Consider the following 24,907-nt stretch of genomic DNA (forward strand, 5'->3'; position numbering starts at 1 on the left):
GTCATGAGCCGAAGAGCTCCAGCCGGTTCTTCAGGCGCAGCAGGCGCAGCGAACCGAGGCTGACGGCGCCGAGCAGCACGAGGCCGAGGAACAGCGGCTGCCACAGGGGATCGAGGTCGAACACGAAGAGCAGGTCGTTGATGGTGCGGAAGATGAGCGCGCCGAACACCGCCCCGACCGCGCTGCCGGCGCCGCCGAACAGCGACACGCCGCCGATCACGATGGCGGCGATGGAGTCCAGCGTATAGGTCGAGGCATTGGTGGCCGAGGCCTCGCCCGAATAGGTGAAGAAGGCCAGCATCAACCCGCCGAGGGCCGAGAACAGGCCCGCCAGCGCATAGGCGAGGAGCCGGGCGCGGCGGATCGGCAGGCCCGACAGGTAGGCGGATGCCTCCGCCGAGCCGACCGCGTAGACGGCGCGCCCGAGCAGCGAGCGCCGGAACGGCACCCAGACGAGCAGCAGCACCGCCGCCAGCACCAGCACGCTGGCCGGCAGTCCCCCGGCGAGCTGCCCCGTCAGGGCGTCGGCGAGGGTGGAATCGACGTCGCCGCCCGGCTCGGGGCGCAGCCACAGCGCGAGGCCGAAATAGATGGCGCCGCTGGCGATGGTGGCGACGATGGGCTGGAGCCGCCCGTAGACGACGAGGGCGCCGTTGGCGAGGCCGCAGGCGAGCCCGGCGGCCAGCACCGCCGCGAGGCCGAGCGCCACATGGGCGGGCGTGCCCGTGACCAGGACGGAGGCGAGGCAATTGGCCAGGATGAAGATCGCCCCGACCGACAGGTCGATGCCGGCCGTCAGCACCACGAAGGTCTGGCCCACCGCCACGAAGGCCAGCAGCACGCCCTTGTTGGCGGCCGTCTGCACCACGTTGGCGCTGAACCCCGCCGGGTGGTTCAGCGTGTAGAGGGCGAAGAGCAGCACGAAGACCGCGGCGGCGGACAGCGTCCCCTTGGCGTCGCGCAGGTGGAAGCGCCAGTCGCTCATGCGGCCTCCGCGCCGTTCATGTTGAGGGCGCTCGCCACCAGAGCCCGCTCGGTGATGGCGTCGCCGGCGAGTTCCCGCACGATGCGTCCCCCGTAGAGCACCAGCACGCGGTCGCAGCAGCCGATGAGTTCCGCGTAGTCGGTCGAATACAGCAGCACGGCCGCGCCCTCGTCGGCGAGGCGGCGCAGCAGCCGGTAGATCTCGGCCTTGGTGCCGACGTCGATGCCGCGGGTGGGATCGGCGAGCAGCACGATGCGGGGCCGGGTCATCAGCCATTTGGCCAGCACCACCTTCTGCTGGTTGCCGCCCGACAGCGACGCCACCGGCACGTCGAGGTCGGCGGCCTTGATGGCGAGGAGCTGCACCATCTCGTCGACGGCGCGCCGCTCGGCACCCCGGTCGATGACGCCGCCGCGCGACACGCGGCCGAGCGAGGCGAAGCTGAGGTTCTCGCGCACCGACATGGGCAGCATCAGCCCCTCGGTCTTGCGGTCCTCGGGGATCAGGGCGATGCCGTTGCGCGCCGCCTTGGCGTCGGCGGGGCTGGCGAGCGCCACGGGCCGCCCGTCGACCCTGACCTCGCCGGAGGTGCCGCGCAGCACGCCGAAGAGGGCCAGCAGCAGCTCGCGCTGGCCCTGCCCGTCGAGCCCGCCGAGGCCGACGACCTCGCCGGGGCGCACCGCGAAGGACAGGCCGTGCAGCCGATCGCCCCAGCCGAGGTCGCGCACCGCCAGGGCGGGCGGCGTCGCCTCGGGCACCGGCGGGGGCTTCGCCGGATAGGCGTGGGAATAGTCCCGCCCGATCATCATCTCGACGACCTCGCCGTCGCTGCGCGTGCCGGCCGGGAAGGTCGCGACGTTGCGGCCGTTGCGGAACACCGAGCAATCGTCGGCGAGTTCGGCGATCTCGCCCATGCGGTGCGAGATGAAGACGAGCGCCAGCCCCTGGCGCCGCAGGTCCTTGAGCACGCGGAACACGGAGGCGACGTCGCGCGCCGTCAGGGCCGATGTCGCCTCGTCGAGGATGAGCAGGCGCGGCCGCCGGCCCAGCGCCTTGGCGATCTCGACGAGCTGGCGACGCGACAGCGGCAGGTCGCGCACCAGGGCCAGCGGGTGGATGTCCTCGGCGCCGGCGCGGGCCAGCAGCTCCTCGGCGCGGTGCCGCTGCTCCCTGCGGTCGATCAGGCCGAAGCGGCGCGGCGGGTCGGCGGCCAGGATGTTGTCGGCCACCGACAGGTCGGGGATCAGCGACAGTTCCTGGAACACGCAGACGATGCCGGCCGCATTGGCGGCCGCCGGGTCGGCGAAGCGCACCGGCGTGCCATCCAGCGTCATGGTGCCGGCGTCGGGCTGCACCACCCCGGCCATGCACTTGATGAGGCTCGACTTGCCGGCGCCGTTCTCGCCCAGCACGGCGTGGATGCGGCCCGGGTGGAGGGCGAGGTCGACGCCGTCGAGCGCCCGCGTGGCGCCGTAGCGCTTGGCGATGCCCGACAGCGACAGGAGCGGCGGCGTCATGGGGGCGGAAGCCGGCGCTACTGGTTCGCCTCGGAGCGTCCCATGATCTCCTGGGCGGTGAAGTTGATGCCGCAGGTCGGGAAGGAATTGCCGACGAAGAAGTTGTCGGTCTGGTCGGGGAAGACGTTGTCGCCGGCCTTGAAGTCCGGGTCCTCGACATGGGCTAGCGGCAGGCGGATCGACTGCGGCACCACCGTGCCGCCGAGCGCCGCCAGCGCCGTCTTGATGGCCACCGCCACCTGGGCCGGGCCGGTGCCGCCGGACGCGCAGGACAGGCCCTTGCCGGCGTCATCGAGGCAGAGCTTGCGGAAGCCGTTCTCGGTCTCGGCCCCGGCCGGCACCAGCGGCGCACCGGCGTCGAGGAAGGCCCGCACCATGCCGGTCGAGCCGCCCTGGGCCGTCATGCCGTCGAAGTGCTTGTGCACCGCGATGGCGTCGGCCGACACCTTCTGCGCCGTGCCGTCGTCCCACCGGCCGACGACCTCGACGGTGTTGAAGGCCTTGCCGGACGCCTTCAGCGTCTCCTGCAGACCCTTGTGGCGGTCCGTGTCGACGGAGGTGCCGGGGACGCCGCGCACTTCGAGGATGTCGCCGCCCTTGGGCAGCTTCTTGACCAGCCAGTCGCCCCAATACTGGCCGAGGCCCTCCTGGTCGACGTTGACGTTGATGGCCTCGTCGGTGTCGAGCGTGTTGTCGAAGGCGACCAGCACGACGCCGGCCGCCTGGGCGCGCTTGACCACCGAGCGGAAGGCCGTGGGGTTCTGGGCGTCGACGATCACGGCGTCGTAGCCCGAATCGATGAAGTTGTTCACGGCCGAGATCTGCGCCGCGATGTCGTCGCCGGTCGACACGACCTTGAATTCCTTGAGCTGCTTCTTGACATCCGGCTGCTCGGCATAGGCCTTGGCGGTCTTGATCATCTGGATGCGCCAGGTGTTGCCGATGAAGCCGTTGGCGAGCGCAACCCGGTAGGGACCCGGCTTCTTCGCGTATTGGAAGAACTTGGTGGCCTGGGTCCAGGGCACGAAACACTGCGCCTCGGCGCTGGGCCCGCTCACCACCTTGGGGCCGGCCGCCTGGGCCGACGACGCCGCGAGGGCGGCGAGCAGCGCCGCGGCGGCGCAGGTGTGCTTCAGGTACGGCGTCCCGAACATGGCGTGTCTCCCCCGAACGATCGGCCGGCGTTGACGCCGGTCCGCGGGGCTCATCGCGCCCCTCTATTGTCAGACTACACGGGACATGACGCTACGCAAGGGGCTCGGCCGCCCTGCGCCCGCGCCGTCCCCAGCGCGCTTCCAGAGCATCCCCAGACGGCCATCAGGGCTCCGCACTCGGGTCGGCGTGGAACCGTCGGGAGCCACCCTCTCCCGCCCCGGGCCCTTCCCGCCCCGGGCCCTTCCCGCCCCGGGCCCTTCCCGCCCCGGGCCCTTCCCGCCCCGGGCCCTTGCCGCTAATGTCCGAATCGTCGGACAAGAACCTTTCCCGGGAGAGACGCACCATGGCGCAGGCCATCGCCACCTATCCGAGCCTCGATGGCCGCACCGTGCTGGTGACGGGCGGTGGCAGCGGCATCGGTGCGGCCGTCACGACGCGCTTCGCCGAGCAGGGCGCCCGCGTCGCCTTCCTCGACATCGCGGACGGCCCCTCGCAGGCCCTGGCCGAGACCCTGTCGGGCGCCGGCCACGACGTCCTCTACGTGCGCTGCGACCTGCGCGACATCGCGGCGTTGCGGGCCGCCGTGGCGCGCGTGCGGGAGGCCTACGGGCCCGTCACCGTGCTGATCAACAACGCCGCCCACGACGAGCGCCACGCGACGCCGGACGTGACGCCCGAGATGTTCGACGAGCGCATCGCCGTGAACCTGCGCCACCAGTTCTTCGCCGCCCAGGCGGTGCTGCCCGACATGCAGGCGGCGGGCGGCGGCGCCATCGTCAACTTCGGCTCCGTGTCCTGGATGATCGGCCAGGGCGGCATGCCGGTCTACACGGCGGCGAAATCGGCCGTCATCGGCCTCACGCGCTCCCTCGCCCGCGACTACGGCGCCTTCAACATCCGGGTCAACGCCATCGCGCCCGGCTGGATCATGACGGAGCGCCAGAAGGAGAAGTGGCTGACGCCGGACGGCGAGGCCGAGCTGATGCGCCGCCAGTGCCTGAAGCGCCATCTCCTGCCCGACGAGATCGCCCGCGCCACCCTGTTCTTCGCTTCCGACGAGGCGTCCGCCTGCACCAACCAGCATTACGTCGTCGACGGCGGCTGGGTTTGAGGCGAGGCCCGGGGCGGCACGCGCCGATCCCGCCCGCAGCGGACCACCACGCCCCTTCCTACCGACGCCCCACCGCGTGAGACCTGCGCCATGACCACCCCCGCCTTCATCGCCGTCGACTGGGGCACGACCCGGCTCCGGGCCAGCCTCGTCGACGGCGCCGGGGCCGTCCTCGGCACGGCGCAGTCCGACTCGGGCGTGCAATCGGTGCCGGCCGGGGGCTTCCCGGCGGCGCTGGACGCGGCCTGCGCACCGTGGTTCGCCGCCCATCCCGGCGTGCCGGTGCTGATGGCCGGCATGGTGGGGAGCCGCAACGGCTGGGTCGAGGCGCCCTATGCGCCCTGCCCGGCCGGCCCGGGCGAGATCGCGGCGCGCCTGCTCGCCGTGCCGGGCGCGGGCCGCGACATCCGCATCGTGCCCGGCGTGGACTGCCGCTGGGCGGACGGCGCCTACGACGTGATGCGCGGCGAGGAAACCCAGGCGCTGGGCACCGGCCTCGCCGACGGGCTGCTGGCCCTGCCCGGCACCCACGGCAAATGGATCGAGATGCGCGACGGCCGCATCCACCGCTTCGCCACCTTCGTCACGGGCGAACTCTTCGCCGCCGTCTCGGCCTCCTTCGTGGGCCGCCTCGCCGAATTGCCGCACGACGACGAGGCCGGCGCGGCCCTCGCCGCCGAAGCCGCCCGGGTGCCCGGCGGCCTGACCCGCGGCCTGTTCCAGGCCCGCGCCCGCGCGCTCGCCGGCGACCTCGCCCCCGCGGGCGTGAGGCCCTTCCTGTCGCGCCTTCTGGTCGAGGCCGAGATCGCCGGCGCGCTCGACCTGTTCGGCCGGCCCGACGTCGTCCATCTCGTGGCGGGGGAGCCGCAACGCTCCGTCTACACGGCGGCGCTGGCGCAACGCGGCCTCGTCGTGCAGGACTACGACACGCCCGCCATCACCCTGGCGGGCCTCACGATGCTGATGGCCGCGAGGACGTGATGCCCATGCCCGAACAGACCCGCTTCGAAGCCCATTTCGAGGGGTGTTTCGCCGCCATGCCGCTCGTGGCGATCCTGCGCGGCATCCAGCCCCGGGAAGCCGTGGCGATCGGCGAAGCGCTGGTGGCGGCCGGCATCACCATCCTCGAGGTCCCGCTGAACTCGCCCGAGCCCTTCGACAGCATCGGGCGGCTCGCCCGCGCGGTGGGCGACCGCGCCAGCGTCGGCGCCGGAACGGTGCTGGAGCCCGAGGCCGTCGATGCCGTCTTCGAGGCCGGAGGCCAGATCATCGTGTCGCCGAACTGCGACGCCGCCGTCATCCGCCGCACCCGCGCCCGCGGGATGGTGTCGCTGCCCGGCTGTCTCACGCCCTCCGAAGCCTTCGCGGCCCTCAAGGCCGGCGCCCATGCCGTGAAGCTCTTCCCCGGGGAACTCGTCACTCCCAACGTCGCCAAGGCCATGGCGGCGGTGCTGCCGAAGAAGACGCGGCTGCTCGTGGTCGGCGGCGTTTCGGCCGACAGCCTCAAGGACTGGCGCGGCGGCCCCGTGCAGGGCTTCGGCATCGGCTCCTCGCTGTTCAAGCCGGGCGTCACCCCCGACGAGGTGGGCCGGCGGGCCCGCGCCCTCACCGACGCCATCCGCAGCTTCGTCGACCCGGACGGGGACACGCGCGGCCAGCCGGGCGGCGACGAGCGGGACGCGGGCGGGGACGCGCGGTGATCGCGGTCTTCGGCTCGGTCAACATCGACCTCGTCACGCCGGTGGAGCGGATCGCCGCCCCGGGCGAGACCGTGATGGGCGACGCCTACGAGGTCGTGCCGGGCGGCAAGGGCGCCAACCAGGCGCTGGCGGCGCGGCGGGCCGGGGCCGACGTGCTCATGGTGGGCGCCGTCGGGCGGGACGGCTTCGCCGGGCCGGCGCTGGCGCTGCTGCGCGACGCGGGCGTCGACCTCGCCGGCGTCGCCGCCGTGGACGCGCCGACCGGCGCCGCCTTCATCGCGGTGGACAACCGCGGCGCCAACGCCATCACGGTGGCGGCCGGCGCCAATGCCCGGGCCCGGGCCGCGCAGCTCGACGGCCTCCTCCCGGCCGCCGGACTGCTGCTGCTCCAGCGCGAAGTCCCCGACGCCGAGGGCGAGGCCGCGGCCCGGATCGCGCGCGGGCGCGGCCTGCGCACCCTGCTCAACCTCGCGCCCTCGGGCCGGGTGCCCGACAGCTTTCTCGCGCTGGTCGACGTGATGGTGGTGAACGAGCACGAGGCGGCCGACCTCGCCGCCGCCCTGTCGCTGCCGGACGACCATGCCGGGCTCGCCGCCCATCTGGCGGCGCGGTTCGGCATCGGCGCCACGGTGGTGACGCTGGGCGCCGAGGGTGCGGTCGGCTGGGAGGGGGGCACCCCGCACCGTGCACCCTGCCCGGAGGTCGCGGCGCGCGACACAACGGCGGCGGGCGACAGTTTCGTGGGCTTCCTGGCGGCGGCGCTCGATGCCGGCCTGCCCTTCGCCGAGGCCATGCGGCGCGGCACGGCCGCGGGCTCGCTCGCCTGCACGGTGGCGGGCGCGCAACCCTCGATCCCCGACGCCGCAGCCGTCGACGCCCTGCTGGCGCGAACCGCCTGAGAGGCTGCGGACGGACGGTCGGCGGATCGCTCCGGGCCGTCAGTCCATCACGGCCGCCTTGAGGATGCACACCATGGTGGCATGGGCCGGCACCGGGCCGATGTTGCGGATGGTGTGGGGACGGTCGCAGCGGTAGCGGAGCGTGTCGCCGGCCTTGGCCCGCTCGACCCGGCCGCCCACCGCGACCTCCAGCTCGCCGTCGAGCACCGACAGCGATTCGATGGAGCCGCGCTGGTGCGCGTCGGACTCCAGCACGCCGCCCGCCTCGGCGTGGAAGTCGTACCATTGCAGCCATTCGACGGTCTTGATCCAGCCGATGATGGCGAGGCGGCAGCGCCCGTCGTCCGACAACAGCATGGGCATGTCGGTCCGCGACGTCTTCTCGACGAAGGGCTCGTCCTCGGCGCCCTGCAGCACCTTGTCGATCGAGACGTCGAGCGCCTGCGCCAGGCGCCAGATGGTGGCGAGCGTCGGGTTGGTCTCGTTGCGCTCGATCTGGCTGATGATCGACTTGGCGACGCCGGACTGTTCGGACAGGTCCGACAGCGACAGGCTGTAGGCCTTGCGCAGCCGCTGGACGCTGCGGCCGAGCTGGCCCGACAGGGCCGTCGCACCCGCTTCCAGCGCCTTCGCCTTGTCCCGACCTTCGACGCCCACGGCCCATGCTCCCCGGTTCCGTCCGCGATGATAGACGATTCCGTTCGAAATATCGAACGAGATCGCGCGGCGCCGGCCCGCAGCGCGGGTGCGCGCCCGGATGCGGCGTTGCAGCAAAGCCACCCTCCCACAGCTTCTGCAGGCGCGGGATTGCGACCCGGGGGGCCGGCGGGCCATTATCATGGGGCCGTCACACGGGCGCCACGCAAACGGGACTAAGACTGTCGTCATCGCGAGCCGCTCGCCGAGAGCCCTTCTCGCGTCCCGAGCTGTCATCCGTCGTACGCGGCCGACATGGTTTCAGGTCGCCAGCGTCGACGAAGGAGCGCCGAGTATCGCGATGCCACAGAAGACCGCACATTATCGGACCCTGTTCATCTCGGACCTCCACCTCGGCACCCGCGGGTGCCAGCACGAGCTGATCGTCGACTTCCTGAAGCACAACGACGCCGACACGATCTTCCTCGTCGGCGACATCATCGACGGCTGGAAGCTGAAGTCCGGCTGGTATTGGCCACAGGGCCACAACGACGTCGTGCAGAAGCTGCTCCGCAAGGTGCGCAAGGGCGCCAGGATGGTCTACATCCCGGGCAACCACGACGAGTTCGCGCGCGAATACGTCGGCATGACCTTCGGCGGCGTCGAGGTGATGCGCACCGCCGTGCATGTCACGGCCGACGGCCGGCGCTTCCTCGTCACCCACGGCGACGATTTCGACATCGTGGTGCGCAACGTGCGCTGGCTGGCCTACCTCGGCGACTGGGCCTACACCACCGCCATCGCCGCCAACACGATGTTCAACATCGTGCGCCGCCGCCTGGGCTTCCCCTATTGGTCGTTCTCGGCCTGGGCCAAGCTGAAGGTCAAGAACGCCGTCAACTTCATCGGCGACTTCGAGGAGGTCGTCTCCCAGGACGCCGTGAAACACGCGGTCGACGGCGTGATCTGCGGCCACATCCACCACGCCACGATGCGGGACATCAACGGCGTGACCTATGTCAACACCGGCGACTTCGTCGAATCCTGCTCCTTCGTGGCCGAACACCGCGACGGGCGGCTCGAGGTCATGCGCTGGCTGACCCTCGGCGGCGCCGCGACGGCGGCCCCCGAAGCGGAAGGCGACCTCGCACTCGGCGAGGAGGCCGCGCAGGTCGCCGCCTGATGCGGATCCTGGTCGCCACGGATGCCTGGCATCCGCAGGTCAACGGCGTCGTCAGGTCCATCGAGGCGTTGCGGCGCGAGGCGGAGGGCCTCGGCGCCGAGGTGGTGACGGCCACGCCCGAGGGCTGGCCCAGCATGGCCCTGCCGACCTATCCCGACATCCGGCTGGCGCTCGTCACGGCGTCGCGCCTCGGGCCGCGCATCGAGGCCGAGCGTCCCGACCACGTGCATATCGCGACCGAAGGGCCGGTGGGCCTCGCGGCGCGGCGCCACTGCCTGCGGGCCGGCCGCATCTTCACGACGAGCTACCACACGCATTTCCCCGACTACGTCGCGGCACGCGCGCCGGTGCCGCGGGCCTGGTCCTATGCCTGGCTGCGGCGGTTCCACAATGCCGGCCGCGGCGTCATGGTGTCGACCGCGACCGTGGCGGACGACCTGCACCGCCGCGGCTTCTCGCGCGTGATGCGCTGGTCGCGCGGCGTCGACCACAGGCTGTTCCGCCCGCGCGACGCTTCCGTGCTCGACCTGCCCCGCCCCATCTTCCTGTCGGTGGGCCGGGTCGCCGTCGAGAAGAACGTCGAAGCCTTCCTGGCGCTCGACCTGCCCGGCACCAAGGTGGTGGTGGGGGACGGGCCGGCGCGCGCCGACCTCGAGGCCCGCTACCCCGAGGTGCGCTTCCTCGGCACCCGCACCGGCGAGGCCCTGGCCGCCACCTATGCCAGCGCCGACGTCTTCGTCTTCCCGAGCCGCACCGACACGTTCGGCATCGTCATGCTGGAAGCCCTGGCGAGCGGCCTGCCGGTCGCCGCCTACCCGGTGCCGGGCCCGCGGGACGTCATCGGCGACGGCGGCGCGGGCGTGCTGGACGAGGACCTCGGCACGGCCTGCCGGGCGGCCCTGGCGATCCCGCGGGCGCGGGCGCGGGACTTCTCCCTCGGCTACACCTGGTCGGCCAGCGCGCGCCAGTTCCTCGGCAACGTCACGCGGGTGCGGGCCGCAGGCGCCGCCGCGTCGTGATGGGCCCGGCGGGGGCCTGGGCGACGCTCGCCGTGGCGGGGCTGCTCGAAGTCGTGTGGTCCTACGCGATGAAGCGGTCGGACGGCTTCACGCGGTTCTGGCCGGCGGTCGTCACCGTGGTGGCGGCCGCGGCGAGCTTCCTGCTGCTCGCCGCCGCGCTGCGCAGCCTGCCGCTCGGCACCGCCTATGCGGCCTGGACCGGCATCGGCGCGCTCGGCGCCTTCGCGCTCGGCATCCTGGTGCTGGGAGAGCCCGCGACGGCCTTGCGCATCGGCAGCGCCCTCCTCATCCTCGCCGGCATCGTCGGGTTGAAGGCGGCCTCCGGAGAGTGAGCTTGCGCTCAGGGGACGGCAAGCAACCCTGCGACGAAGCCCGTCGCGGCGGCCTTGCGGGGCCCGGCCCGCCATCACCATATCGAGGCTTGCGGGGAGTCCGCCCCGTTCGCGAGCCCACCATGCCGACCCCGTCACCCGTTCTCCGCCGCACCCTCCACGCCCTCGCCGTCGCGCTGGCGCTGACGAGCCTCGTGCCGCTCGGCACGACGGCGGCCGACGCCAGGGCGGGCGGCGGCGGGTCCTTCGGTTCGCGGGGCGCCCGCACCTTCTCGGCGCCGGGCTTCACCCGGACGGCGCCGGGCGGTGCCGCCCCGATTCAGCGCAGCGAGACCCCGCTGCCGGGCTACGGCGGCGCGCCCGCCGGCGCCGCCCCGTCGCGCGGTTTCGGCTTCGGCTCGGGCCTGGCGGCGGGCCTGCTCGGCGCCGGCCTCTTCGGGATGCTGGGCGGCGGCAACGGCTTCGGGCTGCTGCCGCTGCTGTTGATCGGCGGCCTCGCCTTCTTCCTGTTCCGGGCCTTCCGCAACCGCATGCCGGGCCTCGCCGGCGGGCCGGCCTTCGGCAGCGGCCCGACGCCCTTCGGCGCCGGCGCCGGTGGCATGGGCGGCAGGCCGGCCCAGCGGCCCAATACCGTGCCGCTGGCCGTCACGCCTCAGGACTTCGACGCCTTCGAGAGCGCGCTGGTCGACATCCAGACCGCCTACGGTCGCGAGGACCTTGCCGCCCTCGGCCGCCACGTGACGCCCGAAGTGTTCCGCAACTTCGAGCGCGACCTCGGCGAGAACCGGGCGCGGGGCGTCCACAACGACGTGGCCGACCCGCGGCTGCTGCAGGGCGACCTCGCCGAAGCCTGGCGGGAAGGCGCGACCGATTACGCGACGGTGGCGATGCGCTTCTCGCTGCGCGACATCACGGTCGAGCGCGCCACCAACCGCATCGTCGGCGGCGACCCGTCGCGGCCGACCGAAAGCGCCGAACTCTGGACGTTCCGGCGCGACCGCGGCGGCGCCTGGCTCCTGTCGGCCATCCAGCAGACGCGCTGACCCGGGGGCGCAAGATCCTCGGCGACACGGGGATGGCCGGTGGGTGCGTTTGAACCCGAACGCAAGCCGATGGGACGCGAGGCCTAGCGGGGACGATCGTCTGACGCGACCGTGCCGAGGGCGCGGTCGAGCAGGCGACGCATGAGGGACGGGCGTGACGTCTCCACGCCGATCCCTGCGCGTGCCAGCACATCCCCGACGAAGACGAGGAACGCGTCCCCGTCCAGCCGATGGCGCAGGCCCCGCTCGGGATGTCGCGGGTCGAGGGGCACGGCGGGGCAGAACCAAGTCGCGCTGTGCAGCCCGTTGACCACGCACAGGTGCTGAACCCAGTGGTTTTCCATGCCTTCCGGCTGGATCTCGACCACGGCCGCCGCGGGGCGGCAGTAGAGCGCATTGGCGAGAGCGGCGCCGGCGCTGCCCACCACGGCCCGGGCGCCGTGGAACAGGGCGATCTGCTCGTCGATGCCCATGGCGCTCGGGTCCACGACCGCGAAGCCCATCTCGGCGAGACGCCGGCACAGCGCGGCCTCGCCGGCCATCACCCTGGCATTGGCCTTCCCCCGGCTGATGTAGATGAGGCGCGGACCGACGGCCGAAGCGGCCGCCGCACGCGCGAGTTGCGCGTCCCGCACCCGGCCGTAGACGGCGTTCGGCGTATGCAGGAAGTGGTGCATGCAGCTCGTGTAGACGATCTCGTCGACCCGGACGACCTCGGCGGCGGTCTCGGCGAAGCCCACGCCGAGCAGTTCCAGGTGCCGGCGCTGCCAGGGCTTCAGCGGCGGCCCGAGCAGCGGGAAACGTGCGAGAGCGCCGGCGTCCCGAAGCGAGGCCGCTCCGGTCACGCCGTCGAGCAAGAAGTGGCCGTAGTTGGCCATGGCGCCGAACGGCAGGGCCGCAGCGGCGCGGGGAAGCCGCTCGGCACCCGCCGGGACGTGCAACGACAGGCCGTCCGAGGTCGGGGACACGCCCGGCAGAGCCGATAGGTCCGGGGACGCATAGGCGGCCTCCTCCATGGTCAGCCGCATGACCTCGCCCGCCGCCGTGACGACGACTCCCCATCGGGGGAAGAAGACGGCGTCACGGACCTTGAACAGGTGCTGCGCTCGAATCGTGATGGCTGCGTCGGACCACCAGGAGGGTGCCGGCATCTGCCCGGCATGGTGGCTGGAGGCGAGGGGAAACAGCTCCGCGATGCTTCCCTGACGGTGGGGCGCGATTTCCATGAAGCAGGAGAACGGGGTAGCCGCGAGTTCGTCGAGGTCGCTGACTTGCGTCAGCACCGAAACCTCGTCGATGCGGAGTTCGAGGCGCATATCGGATTGCACTCCACGGATCAGCACGACCGTGGTGAGCCTAGCTGGTTGCGCTGGGGTTTCAAAGGATATGCAACCAAGACGGGAGCCGAATGGCAGCAAAGGCTTGCGACCAGGGCCTCTACCGATGACGGATCCGACGGACGATCCCGTTGCCGCATCGCAATCGCGCATTGTCCGGGGCGTCCGCCCGCCCCGATCCAACGCGGCGGGACCCCGCTGCCGGGCTACGCCGGCGCCGCCCCCGCCACGCGGTTTCGGCTTCGGCTCGGGCCTGCTCGGCGCCGGCCTCCTCGGGATGCTGGGCGGCGGCAACGGCTTCGCGCTGCTGCCGCTGCTGTCGATCGGCGGCCTCGCCTTCTTCCTGTTCCGGGCCTACCGGAACCGCATGCCGGGCCTCGCTGGCGGGCCGGGCCCAACGCCCTTCGGCGCCTTCGAGAGCGCGCTGGCCGCCCTCGGTCGCCACGCCAGGCCCGAGGTGTTCCGCAACTTCGAGCGCGACCTCGGCGAGAACCGGGCGCCCGCCGTCCACGACGACGTGGCCGACCCGCGGCTGCTGCGGGGCGACCTCGCCGAACTCTGGACATTCCGGCGCGACCGGGGCGGCGCCTGGCTCCCGTCGGCCATCCAGCAGACGCGCTGAGCACGGCGGCCCGGCAACACATCATCGGGGCAGTGCGTTCCGACCCTACCCAATGCGGGAACGAGAGCGATGCCGAGACAGGACTCCCACGATTGGATGTGGGCCGAGGCCGTGGCCATGCTGGCCCGGGCCGAGAGTGCCCAGGGCCGGGGCGAAGGCCGGGGCGAACGCCCGCAGGGCCCGGCCGCATCGCGCCGCGCCGCACGGCCCGCGGCCTGGACGCCCGCCGTCGACGTCATCGAGACAGAGGCGGCGGTGCTGATCCTGGTCTCGCTTCCCGGCGTCGCGGCCGAGGCCGTCGAAGCCTCGCTCGAGGGCGACATCGTGGTCGTGTCGGGGCGCCGCACGCTCCCACCCGAACTGCAGACCGCCGTCATCCACCGGCTCGAACTGCCGATGGGGCGCTTCGAGCGCCGCATCCCCATCCCGCCCGGCCGCTACGACGGCGTCCGCCGCGATACGCGCGACGGCTGCCTGCTGATCAGCCTGCACAAGGCGTGACGACATGACCGAACCCGACATCCACCAGCCCATCCCGGCGGAGGAGCGGTCCGCCGACGCCCCCCGTCCCGCCGTCTTCGAGGTCAAGGCTTCCGAGACCGACGCCGCCGACGCCACGCCGCGCGGCGCCGCACCCGCCATGGACACGCTCATCATCCTGCCGGTCCGCGACATGGTGCTGTTTCCCGGCACCGTGTTCCCGATCGCCCTCGGCCGCAGCGTGTCCATCGCGGCCGCCCAGCAGGCCGTGCGCGAGGAGAAGCAGATCGGCGTCCTGATGCAGCGGGATGCCGGCAAGCAGGAGCCGGCGGCCGGCGACTTCCACTCCTTCGGCACGGTCGCCAACGTGCTGCGCTACATCTCGACGCCCGACGGCCAGCACCACGTCGTGGTCCAGGGCGAGTCGCGCTTCCAGGTGGAGGAGTTCCTGCACGAGCAGCCCTTCTTCCGGGCGCGGGTGCGGCTCGTCGTCGAGCCGGAGCAGCGCTCGCCCGACATCGAGGCCCGTTTCATCAACCTGAAACGCATGGCGCTCGAAGCCCTGCAACTGCTGCCGCAGGTGCCCTCCGACCTCGTCGGGGCCGTGCAGGGCGCGACCTCGCCGTCCGCCCTGACCGACCTCATCGCCGCCTATCTCGACTTCGAACCCGACAAGAAGCAGGAGCTGATCGAGACGATCGACCCCGTCGCCCGCGTCGACAAGGTGACGGCCACCCTGGCCCACCGCATCGAGGTGCTGCGCCTCACCGCCGAGATCGGCCGCCAGACCAAGGCGACCTTCGACGAGCGCCAGAAGGAGGCCGTGCTGCGCGAGCAGATGGCGGCCATCCAGAAGCAGCTCGGCGAAGGCGACGCCGGCCGCGCCCAGGAAGTGCTCGACCTCGGCGCCGCCATCGACAAGGCCGGCATGCCGCCCGAGGCCGAGGCCGCGGCCCGCAAGGAGCTGCGCCGCTACGAGCGCTCCTCCGACGCGTCCCCCGAGAGCGGCATGATCCGCAACCACCTCGACTGGATGGTGGAGCTGCCCTGGTCCCTGGCCGACGCGGCGCCGATCGACATCGCGGAAGCGCGCCGCGTCCTCGACGCCGACCATTTCGGCCTGAAGAAGATCAAGGACCGGATCGTCGAATATCTCGCGGTGCGCAAGCTCGCCCCGAACGGCAAGGCGCCGATCCTGTGCTTCGCCGGGCCGCCCGGCGTCGGCAAGACGTCGCTCGGCCAGTCGATCGCCCGCGCCATGGGCCGCCCGTTCGTGCGCGTCAGCCTCGGTGGCGTCCACGACGAGGCCGAGATCCGCGGCCACCGCTCGACCTATATCGGGGCGCTGCCGGGCAACATCGTCCAGGGCCTGCGCAAGGCGGGCGCGCGCAACTGCGTGATGATGCTCGACGAGATCGACAAGATGGGCCGCGGCGTCCAGGGCGACCCGTCGGCCGCCATGCTGGAGGTGCTCGACCCCGAGCAGAACGGAAGCTTCCGGGACAATTACATCGGCACGCCCTTCGACCTGTCGCGCGTGGTCTTCATCGCCACCGCCAACATGCTCGACACCATCCCGGGCCCGTTGCGCGACCGCATGGAGATCATCCAGCTCGCCGGCTACACCCGGGCCGAAAAGCTGGAGATCGCCAAGCGCTACCTGCTGGCACGCCAGACCGAGGCCAACGGCCTGAAGCCCGGCCAGGTCACGCTTTCGGACGACACGCTGCGGGCCATCGTCGGGGGCTACACGCGCGAAGCCGGCGTGCGCAACCTCGAGCGCGAGATCGGCGCGGTGCTGCGCCACGCCGCGGTACGGATCGCCGAGGGCGCCGACACCGAGGTGCGGGTGACGCCGGGCGACCTGCCGCCGATCCTCGGCGCCGTCCGGTTCGAGAGCGAGGTGGGTCTGCGGACCGGCGTGCCGGGCGTCGCCACCGGCCTCGCCTGGACGCCGGTGGGCGGCGAGATCCTGTTCATCGAGGCGACGCGCTCGCAGGGCCGCGGCGGGCTGATGCTGACGGGCCAGCTCGGCGACGTCATGAAGGAATCGGCGCAGATCGCGCTGAGCCTCGTGCGCAACCGCGCGGCCGCCCTCGGCATCGACCCCAAGGCGCTGGAGGGGGCGGACATCCACGTCCACGTCCCGGCCGGGGCGACCCCGAAGGACGGGCCCTCGGCGGGCGTCGCCATGACGATGGCGCTCGTGTCGCTCCTGAGCGGCCGTCCCGTGCGGCACGACACCGCCATGACGGGGGAAGTCTCACTGCGGGGCCTCGTGATGCCGGTCGGCGGCATCAAGGAGAAGGTGCTGGCCGCCGCCGCCGCCGGCATCACCCGCGTCATGCTGCCGGCCCGCAACCGCCGCGACCATGACGACATCCCCGAAGACGTGCGCAACGCGCTGGAGTTCGTCTGGCTGGAGCGCGTCGACGAGGCCGTGGCGGCCGGGCTGGAACCGGCAACGGCGGAGGCCGACCAGGCGGCGTGAGCCGCGCGGGGCGGCTCCGCGGCTCGCCTGCGGCGCCCGTGGGAGCCCAACCCGCCCCTGGAGCATGCACCCTGGTCCCCGGGTCGTCGACCGCGTTCGACGACGAGACCGGCCGCTGTCCAGCGGCGCCTCGGGCTCGATGACGGTCGCTCCTGGGCAGCATCGGCCGTCCCGGTGTCGCCCTGGCGACGGCAAGGCGATGGGACGGCCGTGCATTCGGAGTGCCGGGCCGTCGCCGACCCACGTCGGAAGCAGGCGTGCCGTGTCATCCCGATGGTGCGATCCCGGGCGGCTTCGCCTATATAGGCGGCAATCATGTCATATGCCGTCAAAGAGATCTTCTACACCCTCCAGGGCGAGGGCCGGCAGGCCGGCCGCGCCGCCGTCTTCTGCCGCTTCGCCGGCTGCAACCTGTGGAGCGGCCGCGAAGCGGACCGCGCCACGGCGGCCTGCAGCTTCTGCGACACGGATTTCGTCGGGCTCGACGGGCCGGGCGGGGGCCGCTTCGCCTCGGCCGCGGCGCTGGCCGACGCCGTCGCGGCGGCCTGGACGGGCGCGCCGGAGAAGCGCCTCACCGTGCTGACGGGCGGCGAGCCCCTGCTCCAGGTCGACGAGGCCCTGGTGGCGGCGCTGCAGGCGCGCGGCTTCGAGGTCGCGGTCGAAACCAACGGCACGCTCGCGCCCCCGCCCGGCCTCGATTGGATCTGCGTGAGCCCGAAAGGCGCGGCCCCGCTGACGCTCGACGCCGGCGACGAGCTGAAGCTCGTCTACCCGCAGCCCGCCGCCATGCCGGAGCGCTTCGAGGACCTGCCCTTCGCCAACTTCATCCTGCAGCCCATGGACGGGCCCGACCAGGCCGCCAACACGGCCGCGGCCGTCCGCTACTGCATGGCGCATCCGCGCTGGCGCCTCGGGCTGCAGACCCACAAGGTCCTGGGGATCGCCTGATGGCCGACGCAGCCGCCGACCGCGCCATCGTGCTCTTCTCGGGCGGGCAGGATTCCACCACCTGCCTGGCTTGGGCGCTCGACCGCTTCGCCAGCGTCGAGACCGTGGGGTTCGACTACGGCCAACGCCACCGCGTCGAGCTCGACGTGCGGGCGCCGCTGCTGGCGCGGCTGGCGGCGGACTGTCCGGGCCTGGCGGGCCGCCTCGGGCCGGACCACCTGCTCGACCTGTCCGTGCTCGGCCAGCTCAGCGACACGGCGCTGACGCGCGACGTCGCCATCAGCATGGGCGAGAACGGGCTGCCGACCAGCTTCGTGCCGGGCCGCAACCTCCTGTTCCTCACCTTCGCGGCCGCCCTGGCCTACCGGCGCGGCATCAAGCACATCGTCACGGGCGTGTGCGAGACCGACTATTCCGGCTACCCCGACTGCCGCGACGACACCATCAAGGCCATGCAGCTGGCGCTCAACCTCGGCATGGAGGCGCGTTTCGTGCTCCACACGCCGTTGATGTGGATCGACAAGGCCGAAACCTGGCGCATGGCCGAAAGGCTCGGCGGCCCGGCGCTGGTCGACCTCGTGCGCGACGGCACCCACACCTGCTACGCGGGCGACCGCACGCACCGGCACGCCTGGGGCTATGGCTGCGGGACCTGCCCGGCCTGCGAACTGCGCGCCAGGGGCTACCGCGAGTTCACGGCCGGGGCGGCCTGATCCGGGGTCAATCCGCTCCGCTCGACGGGTCGTTCAGCATGGCGAGGGGCGCCCGGAATTCCGCCCGAAGCCCGTCGACGCGGTAGTCGAGCGCGCTTTCGCCCGTCCCGGCGAGGCCCATGCCGATCAGGCGGGACCCGAGCCCCCGGCGGGTGGGCGCCGTGACGGGGGGACCGCCGCGTTCCTGCCAGCTCATGACCAGCGTGCCGCCGCCCTCGGGCGCCACCGCCCAGGTCAGCCCCACGCCGCCGGCATCGCGCGACAACGCCCCGTATTTGATGGCGTTGGTGGCGAGCTCGTGCAGCAGCAGCGTCAGCGACAGCACCGCCTTCGGGCCCAGGCTGAGGTCCGGCCCGGCGATGGCGAAGCGCCCCAGGACGGTGTGCAGGTCGAGCGTGCGTTCCACCACGGCGCGCATCGGGGCGGTGGCCCAGTCCTGCTGCAGCAGGACCTCGTGGGCGCGGCCGAGGGCGGCCAGCCGCTGGATGAAGGCGTCCACGGCGTCGCGTTGCGGGATGCCCTTCAGGGTCTGGGTCGCGATGGCCTGCACCATGGCGAGCGTGTTCTTCAGGCGGTGGCTCAGCTCGTCGTTGAGGATGCGCTGCTGGTCCTCGGCCTGGAGCCGCGCGACGCCGACCTCCACCCGGTCGGCGACATTGGCGAGGAAGGCCATCTCCTCGGCGCTCCAGGCCCGCGGATGGAGGTCGTGGACGAAGAACATCGCCACCACCCGTCCCCGCTCGCGGATCGGCACGTTGACCATGCTGCCGATGCCGAGGGACAGGAGCGGGCTCGGGTCGTCGCGGGTGTGAGGGTCCGTGCGCACGTCGGCGATGGCCAGGGGCTCGCCTCGCTCGAGCTTCGGCCGAAGGCGGCCATAATCGTCGAAGCGGTGGCGGCCCGTCAGGCTGGCGACGCCCGCGACCGTCCAATCCGGCTCGACGTCGATGACGGCGAGGTCGGCGGACAGCCGGCCGAACCCGACCCGCGCCACGTCGAGCGTTTCGCCGACGATCGCGGAGGCGGCCCGGGTCATGGCCGGGATGGTGACGAGGTCGCGCAGCCGGTCGCCCAGCGCCAGCAAGGCGGTGCTGCGGGCTTCGGCCCCGACGCGCGCGGTAGTCTCGAAGAACAGGACGGCGAAGCGCTCCGGGCCGAGCCGGAAGGCCCGTCCCTCGTACCAGCGCCGGATCGCGCCGATCTGGCGGGTGAACGTCCGGCCCTCGCCCGTCTCGACGACCTCGGCGAAGTCGTCGACCCAATCGTCCTCGATGCCGGGAAACACCTGCCGCACCGTGCGGCCCATGACGGAGGCGGGGTCGAGCCCCACCAGCGCCCCGAAGGCGGCGTTGACGTCGATGTAGCGCCAGTCGGTGACGCGGCCGGCGGCGTCCCGCAGCACCTCCCCGACGACGAAACCCTCGCTGAACCGGTGGAACAGGCCGCGCCAATAGGCTTCGCTGGCCTTGAGTTCGGTTTCGGCCTGCCGCCGCGCCGCCAGGAGCGCGTCCTGGGCCACCATGGCGCGGCGCAGTTCCAGCTGCCCCATCACCTGCCGGGCGAGGCTGCGGAGGGCGCTCGCCTGGTTGGGCGTCAGCCCGCCCGGGCGCGGCTCCCTGTCGATCACGCAGAGCGTGCCCAGAACGACCCCGTCCGGGGTCCGCAGCGGAGCCCCGGCGTAGAAGCGGATGCCGGGGGGGCCCGTCACCAGCGGGTTCGACGCCGTGCGTGGGTCCTGCGTGAGATCGTCGATGATCAGGAGATCGGGCACCGACAGGGCATGGACGCAGACCGACGCGTCGAGGTCGGTTTCGCCCATCGGGAAATCGATGCGGGCCTTGAACCACTGCCTGTCGTGGGACACGAGGCTGACGAGGGCGACCGGCGCCTCGCAGATCAGCGTGGCGAGTTGCACGGCGTCGTCGAAACCCGGCTCCGGGCCGGTATCGAGGATGGCGTAGCCCCGCAGGGTCGCCAACCGGTCCGGGTCGCTCACCAAAGGCGTGTCGCTCACCGGGGGCGTGTCAACGGGGGCGATGTGGTCCAAAGGCGTGTCGCGCTCGTGCTCGGCGTCCGTCCGGTCCCGAAAGCCGAGCGGGTCCGCGTCGAGACACCAACGCTTCGCCGGCTCCGGTGCTGGTATCGACGCGGGTTTCGACGGGACGGCGTCCCGCGCTTTCCCCGGCGACCCCCTGCTTAGCCTGGGCGGGGCCGTTTGTCAGCTTCGGCGAACATCCCGGGCGGCTTGCCCGGAAAGCGCCGCCGTGCTGGTGTGAGGGTGGCCGACGGGGAGTTCGGCGGGAGGGCGCGTTGGATTCCAGCACGTATCGTGCCGCGCGATGGGCCGCGCTCGCCGTCTGCCTCGCCGTCTGCCTCCTGGCCTACCTGCGCGTCATCCCGCTGGCCGTCGGCATGGCGGCCTCCTGCGGGGTGCCGCTGATCTGGGCCGTCGACGCCTATCGGTCGCAGAAACGGCTCATGTTCGTGGCCGCCGCCACGCTGCTGATGCTGACCGCGCTGCCGCTGCTCCGCCTGGCCCGCCACGCCGGCGGGTTCTGAGAGCCCCAACCGAGGACACCATGACGAAGGACATCACGGCCGCGCGCGCCAGGGCCGAGGCGCGGTTCAAGGCGCCCGCCCCCCCGGCCGAGAGCGAGGCGACCCGTGCGGAACGGGAGATGCGCGAGCGGACCGAGCGCCTGCGGGCGGAACGGCTCGCCGCCGAGGCGCTGAAGGCCAAGGGCGCCGAGATCCGGACCGGCCGGCGGCGCGGCGCCTGACCCCGGGGTTCCACCGGAGGCGGAGGCCGGCAAGGCTCCCTTCACCACGGTTGAAGGCGCCGACCGGGCCCTAACGGGCGATCAACCGCTCATGGCCCATGAACACCGTCACGCAACAGGACGGTGATCCCCCCATGACACAGCCGAAATACCGCCTCGTCACCCGCAGCGATTTCGACGGTCTCGTCTGCGGCATGCTGCTGCGCGAGCTCGACCTGATCGACGAGGTGAAGTTCGTCCATCCCAAGGACATGCAGGACGGCCTCGTGCCGATCACCGGCCGCGACATCGTCACCAACCTGCCCTACGTGCCGGGCTGCCACCTCACCTTCGACCACCACGCCAGCGAGGTCGCCCGCCGCGGCGGGCGCGAGCGCGCCGACCACATCATCGACGCGGCTGCGCCATCGGCGGCCCGCGTCGTCTTCGAGCATTTCGGCGGCGCCGCAGCCTTCCCGCGCATCAGCCCGGAGCTGATGGCGGCGGTCGACAAGGCCGATGCCGCGCAGTTCTCGCGCGACGAGATCCTTCACCCCACGGGTTGGGTGCTGCTCAACTACCTCATGGATTCGCGCACTGGCCTCGGCCGCTTCCGCGACTTCCGCATCGCCAACTACGAGCTGATGATGCAGCTCATCGAGCGCTGCCGCGACCTGCCGGTCGACGCCGTGCTGGCCCTCCCCGACGTTGCCGAGCGTGTCGCGCTGTTCACGGAGCACCGCGAAGCCTTCGAGGCGCAGTTGCGCCGCTGCACGACGGTGCACGGCCGGCTGGCGCTGATCGACCTGCGCGGCGAGGAGACGATCTTCGCCGGCAACCGCTTCATGGTATACGCGCTGTTCCCCGGATGCGACATCTCGGCCCACGTCATGTGGGGCCTCAAGCGGCAGAACGTGGTCTTCGCGGTGGGCAAGTCCATCCTCGACCGGAGCTCGCCGGTCGATGTCGGCGCGGTCTGCCTCGCCTATGGCGGCGGCGGTCATCGCGCGGCGGGTACCTGCCAGGTCGCCCACGAGCGCGCGGAATCCGTCAAGGGGGAGCTGATCGGCCTGCTCAACGCCACGGCGCTCGACGCCGCGGCCTGAGGGCGGTTTCCCCGGGGCCGGTCCTCCGGTAAAGCGCAGGGAGGCATCGGCCCGCGCTGCGGCGCGCGGCCGGGCCATGGCCCCAGCACGGACCGGAACCGCCTTGACCGCACCCCGCCGCCCGCCCGCCCTGCTCCCGCTGCTGCTCGCGGCGCTGGCGGCGGCGCTGCCGGCCGCGGCCCGGGCGGCGCCGGTCCAGGCCGCACCGGTCCAGGCCGCCCCGCAGCCCGACGTGTTCGTGCCGAGCCTGTGGGACCCCGCCTCGCCGCCGCCCAAGCCGGACCTCGCGGCGCTGAAGCCGCTGCTCATCGTGACGGGCCAGGACGACCCGCCCTTCGCCTTCACGCTCCCGGACGGGACGCCGGCGGGCTTCGACGTCGATCTCGCCCGCGCCCTCTGCGACGTGCTCAAGGTGACCTGCACGGTCCAGGCGCGGCGCTGGGACACGGTCCTGCCCGCCGTGGTGGCCGGGGCGGGCGACGCGGCCGTGGCTTCCCTCGCCATCACGGCGGCGAACCGGCGCAGCGTGGACTTCACCTCGCCGTACTACCGCACCCCGGCGCGCTTCGTGGCGCCGCTCGCCGCCAAGGCCGGCGACGTCCTGCCCGAAACGGTGCGGGGCTGGCGCATCGGCGTGCAGGGCGGCACCGCCCACGAGGCCTATCTCAAGGCCTTCTTCCCCGCCGCTACGCTGGTGCCGTTCGGCACCGTGGCGGACCTGCGCGCCGCCCTCGTGGCCGGCCGGGTGGACCTCGCCTTCGGGGACGGCATCGGATGGGCGGGATGGCTCAACGGGCCGGCCGGCAGCGCCTGCTGCACCTTCGTGGGCGGACCCTTCACCGAAACGCATTTCTTCGGCGAGGGCGCCGGCATCGCGGTGCGCCAGGGCCGCGAGCCGCTGCGCGTGGCGCTCGACTATGCGCTGTGGCGCGTCGCCCAGGACGGCACCTACGCGGATCTGTGGCTGAAATATTTCCCGGTCAGCCCCTACTGACCGGGATGCGGCCCGGCCTCGGGCGCCGGTCGCGCCAGGGGCGGACGCACCCCTACAGGTATGCCGCCAGCGTCTTCGCCGCCTCGGCGGGCTTGTCGAGGTCGGGATTGAAGGACTCGACGAAGTTGCCCTTGCGATCCATGAGGTAGACGACGCCCGTGTGGTCGACGCTGTAGCCGCCGTCGCCGGTCGGCACCTTCTTGGCGTAGACGCGATATTCCCGCGCCACCTTGTCGACGGCGGCCTGGCTGCCCGTGAGGCCGAGGATGCGGGGATCGAAGCTCGACACATAGTCCTTCATCACGGCGGGGGTGTCGCGTTCGGGATCGAGCGTGATGAAGAGCGCGCGGACCTTTCCGTCGGGGCCCAGCGCCTTCAGGGTCTGCGAGATGGCGTCGAGCGTCGTCGGGCACACGTCGGGGCAGTGGGTATAGCCGAAGAAGACCAGCATGGGCTGCCCCGCGACGTCGGCCTGGGTGACGGCCCTGCCGTCGCCGTCGACCAGCGCGAAGGGGCCGCCGATGCCGGTCGCGGCCTGGCTCGGCAGGCCGGCCCGCTGCACCACCAGGGCGCCCAGGATGACCAGGAGCCCCAGCGCCGCGCCGAGCAGCGGCAGGAGCGTGCGGCGGGACGGCAGGGGCATGGCAGGGGGATCTCCGGACGGCGGGACGCGATGCTGATGCCACGCGAGATGGGCGCTGGCGAGGCGGGCCCGCCGGGCGTCAGGCCCCGTAGGGCCCGCGCACCAGCCGCGAGATCACCTGCGCGGTATAGTCCACCATCGGCACCACGCGGGCATAGTTGAGCCGCGTCGGCCCGATGATGCCGAGCACGCCGACGATGCGCTGCTGCCCGTCGCGGAAGGGCGCCGCCACCATGGAGGAGCCCGACAGCGAGAACAGCTTGTTCTCCGCCCCGATGAAGATGCGCACGCCCTCGCCGGTCTCGGCGCGGTTGAGCAGGTCGATGACGTCGGTCTTGGTTTCGAGGTCGGCGAAGAGCAGGCGGATGCGTTCGAGGTCGTCGAGCGCCGTCAGGTCGTCGAGCAGGTTCGCCTGGCCGCGCACGATGAGCTGCCGCTGCCCGCCGAGCCCCGCCCAGCCGGCGAGCCCGGCCTCGACGAGCCGCGCCGTCAGCTGGTCGAGTTCCCCCTGCGCGGCGGCGCGCTCGCCCTCGATCTCGGCGCGGGCCTCGGTGAGGGTGCGGCCGCGGATGCGGGCATTGAGGTAGTTGCCGGCCTCGACCAGCGCGGAAGCCGGCAGGCCGGGCGGCGTCAGCACGACGCGGTTCTCGACCGAGCCGTCCTCCGCCACCAGGATGGCCAGCGCGCGCTCGGGCTCCAGCCGGACGAATTCGATGTGCTTGAGGCGCGCGTTGTCCTTGCTGGTGACGACGACGCCCGCGCCGCGCGTCAGCCCCGACAGCAGGCTCGTGGCCTCCACGAGGGCGTTCTCCAGCGTCCGGTCCTTCGAGGCGGCGCGCAGATCGGCCTCGATGCGGCGGCGTTCGGTGTCGCCGATGTCGCCGATCTCGAGCAGGGCGTCGACGAAGAAGCGCAGCCCCATCTGGGTCGGCAACCGACCCGCGCTGGTGTGGGGGGCGAAGACGAGGCCCAGCTCTTCGAGGTCCTGCATGACGTTGCGGACCGAGGCGGGCGACAGCGCCATGGGCAGCAGGCGCGACAGGTGCCGCGACCCCACCGGCTCCCCCGTCTGGAGATAGCTGTCGACGATGCGCCGGAAGATCTCGCGGGAGCGCTCGTTCAGCGCCGCCAGGACGCCGGCCGTGGAAGCATCGATCATCGGACTCATCCCGAGAGGATGGAACCTCGCGGGGACGCTGGCAAGCGAGCCCACGCCGCAGCCCAGCCTGCCGGG

General features: G+C 72.5%; 25 protein-coding genes. 17 read left to right on the forward strand and 8 right to left on the reverse strand.

Translation table 11 applies throughout. From position 1 onward, the window contains the following. Nucleotide 1: 1 nt before the first annotated feature. From D3272_RS01855 to D3272_RS01865, 3 genes are read right to left on the reverse strand one after another with little or no spacing between them, the layout of a single operon-like run. Nucleotides 2–985 carry an ABC transporter permease gene (locus D3272_RS01855; RefSeq protein ID WP_129217357.1) on the reverse strand — a complete coding sequence of 328 codons (984 nt, stop codon included), beginning with the start codon at nucleotides 983–985 and terminating at the stop codon, nucleotides 2–4. Further along, a complete protein-coding gene (locus tag D3272_RS01860; RefSeq protein ID WP_129217358.1) occupies nucleotides 982–2,502 on the reverse strand; it encodes a sugar ABC transporter ATP-binding protein in 1,521 nt (506 codons plus the stop codon). Before D3272_RS01860 ends, D3272_RS01855 begins: the two co-directional genes overlap by 4 nt. Nucleotides 2,503–2,519: 17 nt before the next feature. Further along, nucleotides 2,520–3,656, reverse strand: coding sequence for a sugar ABC transporter substrate-binding protein (locus D3272_RS01865; RefSeq protein WP_129217359.1), 1,137 nt, complete (start codon nucleotides 3,654–3,656; stop codon nucleotides 2,520–2,522). A 344-nt stretch (nucleotides 3,657–4,000) separates the two neighbouring features. On the opposite strand from D3272_RS01865, the gene D3272_RS01870 reads away from it, so the two are divergent. From D3272_RS01870 to D3272_RS01885, 4 genes are all read left to right on the forward strand, one after another. Next, nucleotides 4,001–4,768: an SDR family NAD(P)-dependent oxidoreductase gene (locus D3272_RS01870; RefSeq protein WP_129217360.1), complete on the forward strand. Its 768-nt coding sequence runs from the start codon at nucleotides 4,001–4,003 to the stop codon at nucleotides 4,766–4,768. Between the two features lie 90 nt (nucleotides 4,769–4,858). Beyond that, nucleotides 4,859–5,749: a 2-dehydro-3-deoxygalactonokinase gene (locus D3272_RS01875; RefSeq protein WP_129217361.1), complete on the forward strand. Its 891-nt coding sequence runs from the start codon at nucleotides 4,859–4,861 to the stop codon at nucleotides 5,747–5,749. 5 nt (nucleotides 5,750–5,754) lie between these two features. Then, entirely contained in the window at nucleotides 5,755–6,468 is a 714-nt protein-coding gene (locus D3272_RS01880) for a 2-dehydro-3-deoxy-6-phosphogalactonate aldolase (protein ID WP_129217362.1), read from the forward strand. Further along, entirely contained in the window at nucleotides 6,465–7,367 is a 903-nt protein-coding gene (locus tag D3272_RS01885; protein WP_129217363.1) for a ribokinase, read from the forward strand. The genes D3272_RS01880 and D3272_RS01885 overlap by 4 nt, the downstream gene beginning before the upstream one ends. Before the next feature lie 39 nt (nucleotides 7,368–7,406). On the opposite strand, the gene D3272_RS01890 is transcribed toward D3272_RS01885, so the two are convergent. Continuing rightward, a complete protein-coding gene (locus tag D3272_RS01890; RefSeq protein ID WP_129217364.1) occupies nucleotides 7,407–8,024 on the reverse strand; it encodes a helix-turn-helix domain-containing protein in 618 nt (205 codons plus the stop codon). Between the two features lie 340 nt (nucleotides 8,025–8,364). Between D3272_RS01890 and D3272_RS01895 the strand changes: the two genes are divergently transcribed. The 4 genes from D3272_RS01895 to D3272_RS01910 all read left to right on the forward strand — a co-directional run bounded on the left by D3272_RS01895 (nucleotide 8,365) and on the right by D3272_RS01910 (nucleotide 11,580). Beyond that, nucleotides 8,365–9,186 (forward strand): UDP-2,3-diacylglucosamine diphosphatase, encoded by an 822-nt coding sequence (locus D3272_RS01895; protein WP_129217365.1) that lies wholly within the window; start codon nucleotides 8,365–8,367, stop codon nucleotides 9,184–9,186. After that, on the forward strand, nucleotides 9,186–10,205 hold the full coding sequence (locus D3272_RS01900; protein ID WP_129217366.1) for a glycosyltransferase family 4 protein: 1,020 nt from the start codon (nucleotides 9,186–9,188) through the stop codon (nucleotides 10,203–10,205). The genes D3272_RS01895 and D3272_RS01900 overlap by 1 nt, the downstream gene beginning before the upstream one ends. Further along, entirely contained in the window at nucleotides 10,205–10,537 is a 333-nt protein-coding gene (locus D3272_RS01905) for a DMT family transporter (protein WP_129217464.1), read from the forward strand. Before D3272_RS01900 ends, D3272_RS01905 begins: the two co-directional genes overlap by 1 nt. Before the next feature lie 122 nt (nucleotides 10,538–10,659). Continuing rightward, a complete protein-coding gene (locus tag D3272_RS01910) occupies nucleotides 10,660–11,580 on the forward strand; it encodes a Tim44 domain-containing protein (RefSeq protein WP_129217367.1) in 921 nt (306 codons plus the stop codon). Nucleotides 11,581–11,663: 83 nt separating this feature from the next. Here the strand turns inward: D3272_RS01910 and D3272_RS01915 are convergent, their stop codons facing one another. Further along, nucleotides 11,664–12,896 carry a glycosyltransferase family 61 protein gene (locus D3272_RS01915; RefSeq protein ID WP_165361173.1) on the reverse strand — a complete coding sequence of 411 codons (1,233 nt, stop codon included), beginning with the start codon at nucleotides 12,894–12,896 and terminating at the stop codon, nucleotides 11,664–11,666. Between the two features lie 127 nt (nucleotides 12,897–13,023). On the opposite strand from D3272_RS01915, the gene D3272_RS01920 reads away from it, so the two are divergent. The 5 genes from D3272_RS01920 to queC all read left to right on the forward strand — a co-directional run bounded on the left by D3272_RS01920 (nucleotide 13,024) and on the right by queC (nucleotide 18,171). Further along, nucleotides 13,024–13,539: a hypothetical protein gene (locus tag D3272_RS01920; RefSeq protein WP_165361174.1), complete on the forward strand. Its 516-nt coding sequence runs from the start codon at nucleotides 13,024–13,026 to the stop codon at nucleotides 13,537–13,539. 69 nt (nucleotides 13,540–13,608) lie between these two features. After that, entirely contained in the window at nucleotides 13,609–14,040 is a 432-nt protein-coding gene (locus D3272_RS01925) for an Hsp20/alpha crystallin family protein (protein WP_129217370.1), read from the forward strand. A 4-nt stretch (nucleotides 14,041–14,044) separates the two neighbouring features. Beyond that, the gene (gene lon, locus D3272_RS01930; RefSeq protein ID WP_129217371.1) at nucleotides 14,045–16,510 is read left to right on the forward strand and encodes an endopeptidase La; all 2,466 of its coding nucleotides are present in this window, start codon (nucleotides 14,045–14,047) and stop codon (nucleotides 16,508–16,510) included. 315 nt (nucleotides 16,511–16,825) lie between these two features. Then, nucleotides 16,826–17,458: a 7-carboxy-7-deazaguanine synthase gene (gene queE, locus D3272_RS01935; protein WP_129217372.1), complete on the forward strand. Its 633-nt coding sequence runs from the start codon at nucleotides 16,826–16,828 to the stop codon at nucleotides 17,456–17,458. Beyond that, the gene (queC, locus tag D3272_RS01940; RefSeq protein WP_129217373.1) at nucleotides 17,458–18,171 is read left to right on the forward strand and encodes a 7-cyano-7-deazaguanine synthase QueC; all 714 of its coding nucleotides are present in this window, start codon (nucleotides 17,458–17,460) and stop codon (nucleotides 18,169–18,171) included. The genes queE and queC overlap by 1 nt, the downstream gene beginning before the upstream one ends. A gap of 7 nt (nucleotides 18,172–18,178) precedes the next feature. Here the strand turns inward: queC and D3272_RS01945 are convergent, their stop codons facing one another. Further along, nucleotides 18,179–20,167 (reverse strand): GAF domain-containing protein, encoded by a 1,989-nt coding sequence (locus D3272_RS01945; RefSeq protein ID WP_245496323.1) that lies wholly within the window; start codon nucleotides 20,165–20,167, stop codon nucleotides 18,179–18,181. 314 nt (nucleotides 20,168–20,481) lie between these two features. Between D3272_RS01945 and D3272_RS01950 the strand changes: the two genes are divergently transcribed. From D3272_RS01950 to D3272_RS01965, 4 genes are all read left to right on the forward strand, one after another. Next, nucleotides 20,482–20,730, forward strand: coding sequence for a hypothetical protein (locus D3272_RS01950; RefSeq protein WP_129217375.1), 249 nt, complete (start codon nucleotides 20,482–20,484; stop codon nucleotides 20,728–20,730). A 20-nt stretch (nucleotides 20,731–20,750) separates the two neighbouring features. Continuing rightward, on the forward strand, nucleotides 20,751–20,951 hold the full coding sequence (locus D3272_RS01955) for a hypothetical protein (protein WP_129217376.1): 201 nt from the start codon (nucleotides 20,751–20,753) through the stop codon (nucleotides 20,949–20,951). A gap of 134 nt (nucleotides 20,952–21,085) precedes the next feature. Next, nucleotides 21,086–22,036: a DHH family phosphoesterase gene (locus D3272_RS01960; RefSeq protein WP_129217377.1), complete on the forward strand. Its 951-nt coding sequence runs from the start codon at nucleotides 21,086–21,088 to the stop codon at nucleotides 22,034–22,036. A gap of 103 nt (nucleotides 22,037–22,139) precedes the next feature. Next, a complete protein-coding gene (locus D3272_RS01965) occupies nucleotides 22,140–23,030 on the forward strand; it encodes a transporter substrate-binding domain-containing protein (RefSeq protein ID WP_245496324.1) in 891 nt (296 codons plus the stop codon). A gap of 52 nt (nucleotides 23,031–23,082) precedes the next feature. On the opposite strand, the gene D3272_RS01970 is transcribed toward D3272_RS01965, so the two are convergent. Then, nucleotides 23,083–23,673 (reverse strand): SCO family protein, encoded by a 591-nt coding sequence (locus D3272_RS01970; RefSeq protein WP_129217379.1) that lies wholly within the window; start codon nucleotides 23,671–23,673, stop codon nucleotides 23,083–23,085. Between the two features lie 79 nt (nucleotides 23,674–23,752). Continuing rightward, complete coding sequence (hrcA, locus tag D3272_RS01975) at nucleotides 23,753–24,832, reverse strand: heat-inducible transcriptional repressor HrcA (RefSeq protein WP_245496325.1); 1,080 nt, start codon at nucleotides 24,830–24,832, stop codon at nucleotides 23,753–23,755. Nucleotides 24,833–24,907 lie beyond the last annotated feature (75 nt).

This window comes from Lichenibacterium ramalinae (genome assembly GCF_004137085.1).
Taxonomy (GTDB): Bacteria; Pseudomonadota; Alphaproteobacteria; order Rhizobiales; family Beijerinckiaceae; genus Lichenihabitans; species Lichenihabitans ramalinae.